The organism is Actinomadura fibrosa, from assembly GCF_900659615.1.
In the GTDB taxonomy this organism is placed as follows: domain Bacteria; phylum Actinomycetota; class Actinomycetes; order Streptosporangiales; family Streptosporangiaceae; genus Spirillospora; species Spirillospora fibrosa.
The window spans coordinates 23,193-29,888 of sequence record NZ_CAACUY010000107.1 but is presented as its reverse complement, the minus strand read 5'-3'; the positions used below and the strand labels follow the sequence as shown (position 1 = coordinate 29,888).

Here is a 6,696-nt window from a genome sequence, read left to right as displayed (position 1 = left end):
CAGCCCTCTTCAGGAGCGGACCGTGACCAACACGGTCTACGTCGCGAGGACACAACCAGCCCAGGCGTAACGCTGGCCAACCGATCTGCGGCATGAGCGTGCACGGCTCACGGGTGCTCGGGTATCGGTTCGACGCGTATGACCAGGACGTCGTTATGGAGTTCGCCCGGGTTGAGGGCGAGCCCTGCCCAAAGGGCCGTGGCTGCAAGGAGATTTAAGGGGTTATGCGGAGCGCAACGCACGTCGGAAGCCAGCGGGCTGCCATCGCGCAAACGCTCGACCAGGGCACGCCCGGCCGCGCTCGCATCCGCGGCGTGCTGTCCGGCCGCGACCGCAACAGGCTTTCCGGCGCCTGAAACGAGCGCCTCAGCGAGCAGAAGTCGAGCCCTGCCCGCCTGCCACTGGTCGGGTTGCGTCGTCACGATCACTTCGGGTGTCGCCGCTGCCAATCGACTCAGCATCCACCCCGTCTGGGCCAGGCCGGTGGCGAGTACACCGGCGCCTGCACCCGCCGACCATGGCCGGTTACCTTCGCCCTCCCGGGCCCTGCCTAACCAACGCCAACCGGTGTCATCGGCGTCCGGCACGGGGATCGACATCGGCGACTCAAGAAGCAGCACCGCCTGCCGGTCGTCTGCGAGCCCGACCGCCAGGCGTTCGACCGCGCTGTTCGGATCCTTGCCTTCGGCGATCGTGTCCTGGATCGGAACGTCGAACGCCGCCCATGCGAACTTCGACGGCGACTTCACCGATCCGATGTCCACCGCCACCACGCGAGGTCCCATAGTCAGCGATCAAACCACCTTTTCCAGATCGACCGCGCGCCACCCGTACGACCAAGGGCCTCGGCGTCATCCGTCGCGACCGTGACCGTCGAACTCATCGATCTTTGACCCATCGCCAGCGAACCTGGGCGCGCGTGAGCATGGCAAATGAGCATGGCAAATAAGTAAGCCGGACGTTCGAGACCTTGAGGGCAGCCCGGAAGGCTCGGTTCTCCTGGTAGCCCTGGGGGGCCGGGGGAGAAACGGGCGATCGTACCCGCTGACCATAGGGTGTGCAGCCTCTGCGAAGGAGGTTTTGATGGCACTACATGAGCAGGTGTCGTGGCCCGTGGAAGGCGTCCTGATGGTGATGCCGTTCGATCCTCAGTTGCACGCCCCGGGATCCCAAGCCCGCAACGGCCGGTGCCACTGGTCCGACCACGACGCCGAGGCCACCTGGTCTGTCGTCTGGCGCGGCAGTAGATGGGCCGTCTGCGACACCGACCTCATCGCCTTCGCCCGCTCCGAACTCGCCTCCGAACAAGATTCCCAACCGTAAGCTGAGCGCTTGGACCTACCGAAGCGCCCGCCACGCGGCATGAGCGGGCGTTGGTGTTACGACCAGACGCGGGGGTGCCACCTGCCGCGCACCGATAGCGGCGGCACGGCGCGCTCACCCATGCCACCGAGGGCGGCCGGTCCACCGATCCTGATGAAGATATCCGGGCACACGTCGTCGGTGCGGAGCCGCCGGTGACGAGACATACGGGGATCGGGACGGACGCATTCCCTCGACGATCCCGCCTGCCGAGTCAGTCGTCATGCGGGTGGCTGCTACTTGGTGGTCTTGTTGAGGGCACCGTTGACGTAGAGCACGTCCGCCATGCGCAGGTCATCGTCCTTGATGGGCGGAAGGTCGTTGGCGGCGAGCAGGTCTCGGACGGTGATGGTGTTCAGTGTCCAACCGAGATCGGTCAGGTAGGAAGCCGCTTCGTTGCGCTCACCGAAATAGCGCAGCCGCACGTGGTCGAGATCGAAACCGTGCGCACGCCAGCGTTCGGAGATGCGGTGCAGGCCTTCCTTCGTCTGGTCCTCGTCGCCCGGTCGCGGGTTGGGCCTGCTTTCGGTGGCCACCCGGCTTCCCAGCGCGCTGAGTTCGGTGATGGAGTCCAGCAACCTGTCCTGCGCCTCGGACGGCAGGTAGCCCAGCAGGCCCTCGGCGCTCCACGCGGTCGGCCGGGCCGGGTCGAATCCGGCGGCGCGCAGTGCGGCGGGCCAATCGTCGCGCAGATCGACCGCGACCACGCGCCGGTCGGCGGAGGGCGCGGCGCCCAACTCGGCCAGTGTTCGGGTCTTGAACTCGATGACCTGCGGCTGGTCGACCTCGTACACAACGGTCCCAGCCGGCCAGGGCAGTCGGTAGGCGCGGGAGTCCAGCCCCGAGGCCAGGATCACGACCTGTGTGATGCCCGCGCTCGTCGCGTCGAGCAAGAACTCGTCGTAGAACTTGGTCCGTACCTTGGCTCCGTCGATCGCTGCGGGCCCGACCAAGTCGTCGGGGGCCACCTCGCCTGCCGCCAGCCGGGTAAGGAGGTCGATGCCGACCGCCCGGACGAGCGGTTCGGCGAACGGGTCGTCGATGAGCGCATGATCGGTGCGGGTCGCTATCGCCCGTGTTGCGGCGGCCATGGTGGCGGTCGCGCCGACGCTGGAGGCCAGGTCCCAGGTGTCTCCGTCATACCTGGTGAAATGCATGCTCTGCCCTGTCTTTCCCAGGACTTGGGTCCCGTGATGGCGTGATCTGTTCGATCAGGACTGATCAGCGGATCGTAGCGGGACACCCCCATCCGTCTGACTAAAGTGATAGCGGTGACCGCTCGTTTGCCTCGCAATCTGCGTTCCGACGCCCGGGACAACCGCCACCGCATCCTCGACGCGACCCGCTCGGCATTCGTCACCGACGGCTTGGCAGTGCCGATCCGCGAGATCGCCCGACGCGCCGACGTCGGGCCCGCGACCGTCTACCGCCATTTCCCGACCAAGCAGATGCTGGTCGCTGAGGCGTTCACCGACCAGATGCTGGCATGGCGATCCATCCTGGGCGAAGGGCTCGCCGACCCCGATCCCTGGCACGGCTTCTGCGTCACGGTGGAGAAGCTGTGTGAGCTGCAAGCACGCGACCGCGGCTTCATCGCGGCCTTCAAGTCCGCCTTCCCGCGCGCGATGGATTTCGCCGCGAACCGCTCTTCCTCGCTGACCTCCGCAGCCGAACTGATCCGCCGTGCCAAGGGCACCGGCCGCCTGCGCCCCGACACCGTCCTGGACGATCTCATCCTCATGATCATGGCCAACGGCGGCATCCACGCGAGTACACCGGCAGCAGCAATCGCGGCCTCCCGGCGCTTCGCCGCACTCATGATCCAAGCGTTCCAAGCCTCACCAGCGCCCTCACAACTGCCGCCAATGCCGCAACTGACGCCAGCGGTGTCGGTACCTCGACACTGGCCAACAGGCGGAATCACAGGATGATCGAGGGCCGAACACCCGGTCATCGGCCGATGGGATAGTGGGTGGTCTTCAGAGGGCACCAGAATCGCGACCCAGCATCCGAACGGCGGCATGAGAGTGTGTGATGGTCGGGTCAGCAGTTTGAGCGGGCGGCCTGGCACACGCCGGGTGTTCAGGGGGTGGGTCGGGTGATGGCTGGCGACAACCCATTGTTGGTTCCCAGTGACCTGCCCTTCGGCCTTCCGCGGTTGGACCAGATCTTGGAGACTCACTACCTGCCGGCGTTCAGTCGCGGGATGGCGGAACAGCTTCAGCAGGTAGAGGCGATCGTCGGCAACGCGGACGCGCCGTCGTTCGAGAACACGCTCGTGGCGCTTGAGCGGTCCGGCGAACTGCTCGGACGCGTGTCGGCGATCTTCGACAACGCCGCGGCCGCGGACGCGACGCCCGGCATCCAAGCCATCAAGGCAGAGGTCGCCCGGCGCCGGAAGGCGCACTCCGACGCGATCTGGCTCAATGCTGCGCTGTACGCACGGGTCAAGGCTCTCCACGAACGCCACGATCAGCTCGGCTTGGACGCCGAGTCGGCCCGGCTGCTGGAGCGCTATCACACGAGGTTCGTGCGGGAGGGGGCTCGGCTGTCCCCGTCCGAGCAGGAGCGGCTTCGTCTGCTCAACCAGCGGCTCGCGGAACTGACGGCCGAGTTCAGCGAGTGCCTGCTCGCCGACACCAACGACCTGGCCGTGATGGTGACCTCCGCGGCCGAATTGGCCGGCCTGAGTCAGGACGCGATCGCCGCGGCGGCCGACGCCGCCCGGGCCCACGGCCACGACGGATACCTGGTCAGCCTGGTACTCCCCACGTCGCAGCCGTCGCTGGCCTCCCTGGAGAACCGGGCACTGCGAGAGCGCATCCATCAGGCGTCTACCAGCCGTGGTGCACGCGGCAACGACAACGACACCTCCCGACTGGTCCTGGAGATCGTCACGCTGCGAGCCGAACGAGCCCGCCTGCTCGGATACGCCAACCACGCGGACTACGTCATCGAAGACAACGTCGCCGGCGCGGTGGACACGGTCCAGAGCAGGCTCGGTGAACTGGCTTCGACGGCGGTGCGCAATGCCGCACGAGAAGCCGCCGACCTACAGGACTGCGTCGGTGAGTCGGGGGGCAAGTTCGCCTTGCAGCCTTGGGACTGGGCGTTCTACGCCGCCCGGCGGCGTCGTGAGCGCTACGCGGTCGACGCCGCGGAGCTACGGCCTTACTTCGAACTCGAACGAGTGTTGCGCGACGGCGTGTACTTCGCCGCCGAGCGGCTCTACGGGCTGAGTTTCGTCGAGCGCACCGAACTGCCCGCCTACCATCCGGACGCCCGGGTCTTCGAGGTGTTCGAGGAGAACGGCGAACCCCTCGGGTTGTTCATCGGCGACTTTCACACCCGCGACACCAAGGCCGGTGGCGCGTGGTCGAGGTCGCTCGTCGACCGGTCGGAACTGCTCGGCACCTCACCGATCGTCGTCAACAACCTCAACTTCAGCCATCCAGCCGCCGGCAAGCCGACGCTGCTCGATCTCGGCGAGGTCAGGACGCTGTTCCACGAATTCGGTCACGCTCTGCATGCCCTGCTCTCCGCGGTGCGCTACCCGATGTTCGCCGGTATCAACGTGCCACGCGACTTCGTGGAGTATCCCTCCCAGGTCAACGAGATGTGGGCGTTCTGGCCCGAGGTGCTCGCCAACTACGCCAAACATCACCTCAGCGGCGAGCCGCTTCCGCCGCGATTGATCGAACGGGTGTCCGCAGCCAGGGCGTTCAACCAGGGCTTCGAAACGAGCGAGCATCTCGCCGCGGTGCTGCTCGACCTGGCATGGCACACGGTGGATCAGGACACCGAGGGGATCGAGGACGTCGAGACATTCGAAGCCCGCGCCCTTGCGCAGGCGGGGGTCGCGCTGCCCCAAGTGCCACCCCGCTACCGCAGTACCTATTTCAAGCACATATTCGGCGATGACCTCGACTACAGCGCCGCCTACTACTCTTACATCTGGAGCGAGATTCCCGCTGCCGACACCGTCACCTGGTTCGAGGCCAACGGTGGGCTGACCCGGGACAACGGAGCCGCCTTCCGTGCGTTGCTCGCCAAAGGCGGCAGCACCGACCCGCTACTCGCCTATCGTGACCTTCTCGGCCGGGAACCCAGGATCGAGCCCCTGCTCAGTCGTCGAGGCCTGATTTCCGAGCACTCGTGACAGCGCAGTGCAGGCTGACGGCCGCTCATCGGCAGAAGAGGATGCTTCCGATGACTTTGAGACGGGACGTGCGGCGGGCCCGTCTGGGCCGATCTTGAGCACGGACGCCATCAAGGTGACCTCGGGGTTGGACTTGGTGATTGTGGCGATCACCCGCAGAGTGTCTCGGCTTGAGAGAACAGGTGAGCAGATGGGGTCGCCCACGCGTCCCGCTGCCGCATCGTGATCGGGGCGGGGCCTCGTAGCCTGGTGTGGCGGACGGGCAGCACCTGCCTGCCCGCATCGGCTCGTCGTGAGGCATTGCGCGGGGTCCCCGCGCAAGTCGACAAGCGACCAGCGTCACAGGCGCGACCAACTCGGCCTCGTTGAGTTGCCTGGTGCCTTCTTCTTTCGCGCCTGCCGACCGCGCGCTTAGCCCCGTCGTAGCCGTGCAGCCCGCCCCGGTCGGTGGTCCGCACACGCTCCCACCGGCCCTCCGTCCGCCAGACCCGCCAGACCCGCCAGACCCGCCAGTAGTAGTAGACGGTCTGCCAGGCCGGCTGATCGTGCGGCAGCAGCCGCCAGGCGCATCCCGCCCGCAGCCAGTACGCCAGCGCGTTGACGGTCTCCCGCCGCGAGTGCACCGGCGGCCGGCCACCCGGCTCGACCATCACCGCGCTCAGGGCGCGGTGACCACCAGCATGCACCACCAAGGTCCTGCTTCTCAGACGCTCTCTAGTCCAGGGTCGCGATAGGGGTGATGCCCGCGTTGCTCCTGTGAGCTTGGCTACCGCGTGCATGGCGCCTGATCCACAACCCGAGGTCCGGCGTGCTTCAGTCGTGGGCTTCGAGCCATCAATGCACCCGTCGATCACCACCGTCCGGCGTCAGCGGTATTCCATGTCGATGCACCGCCGCCTCTAGGTGATCTCGCGTCAGGTCCGGTTGGGTGCTCCGCATTGTTGCTTGTGATCCCGCTTGCTCGTTGTCCTCCGCTGTGCCGTCGAGGCGTGTCACCTCTCGACATTGACGGACGGATCTGTGGGTGTTGTGAGCGAGGTGCCATTGTCTCGGCTTGGGCGGATTGATGTGGTTTGGGTGAGTTGGCATGGGGTGGGGGCGGTGATTATCGCACAGGCGGGGCCTGATCGGTTCTGGGATCGTGCTCATTCATGAGCAAGAACAGAGTAGAGGTC

The 6,696-nt window shown here is 66.5% G+C and carries 6 protein-coding genes; 3 read left to right on the top strand and 3 right to left on the bottom strand.

Annotated elements, in window-relative coordinates; genetic code table 11:
* Positions 1-107: 107 nt before the first annotated feature.
* Complete coding sequence (locus tag E1300_RS28795; protein ID WP_131760229.1) at positions 108-773, bottom strand: hypothetical protein; 666 nt, start codon at positions 771-773, stop codon at positions 108-110.
* A 310-nt stretch (positions 774-1,083) separates the two neighbouring features.
* Between E1300_RS28795 and E1300_RS28790 the strand changes: the two genes are divergently transcribed.
* Positions 1,084-1,323: a hypothetical protein gene (locus E1300_RS28790; RefSeq protein WP_131760228.1), complete on the top strand. Its 240-nt coding sequence runs from the start codon at positions 1,084-1,086 to the stop codon at positions 1,321-1,323.
* A gap of 275 nt (positions 1,324-1,598) precedes the next feature.
* Here E1300_RS28790 and E1300_RS28785 read toward each other — a convergent pair whose 3' ends face one another.
* Positions 1,599-2,519, bottom strand: a complete 921-nt coding sequence (locus E1300_RS28785) for an SAM-dependent methyltransferase (protein ID WP_131760227.1) — start codon at positions 2,517-2,519, stop codon at positions 1,599-1,601.
* Between the two features lie 114 nt (positions 2,520-2,633).
* On the opposite strand from E1300_RS28785, the gene E1300_RS28780 reads away from it, so the two are divergent.
* On the top strand, positions 2,634-3,293 hold the full coding sequence (locus E1300_RS28780) for a TetR/AcrR family transcriptional regulator (RefSeq protein WP_131760226.1): 660 nt from the start codon (positions 2,634-2,636) through the stop codon (positions 3,291-3,293).
* Positions 3,294-3,463: 170 nt separating this feature from the next.
* Positions 3,464-5,521 carry a M3 family metallopeptidase gene (locus E1300_RS28775; RefSeq protein WP_207400008.1) on the top strand — a complete coding sequence of 686 codons (2,058 nt, stop codon included), beginning with the start codon at positions 3,464-3,466 and terminating at the stop codon, positions 5,519-5,521.
* Between the two features lie 149 nt (positions 5,522-5,670).
* Here E1300_RS28775 and E1300_RS54055 read toward each other — a convergent pair whose 3' ends face one another.
* Entirely contained in the window at positions 5,671-6,171 is a 501-nt protein-coding gene (locus E1300_RS54055) for a transposase (protein WP_370785231.1), read from the bottom strand.
* Between the last annotated feature and the right edge of the window lie 525 nt (positions 6,172-6,696).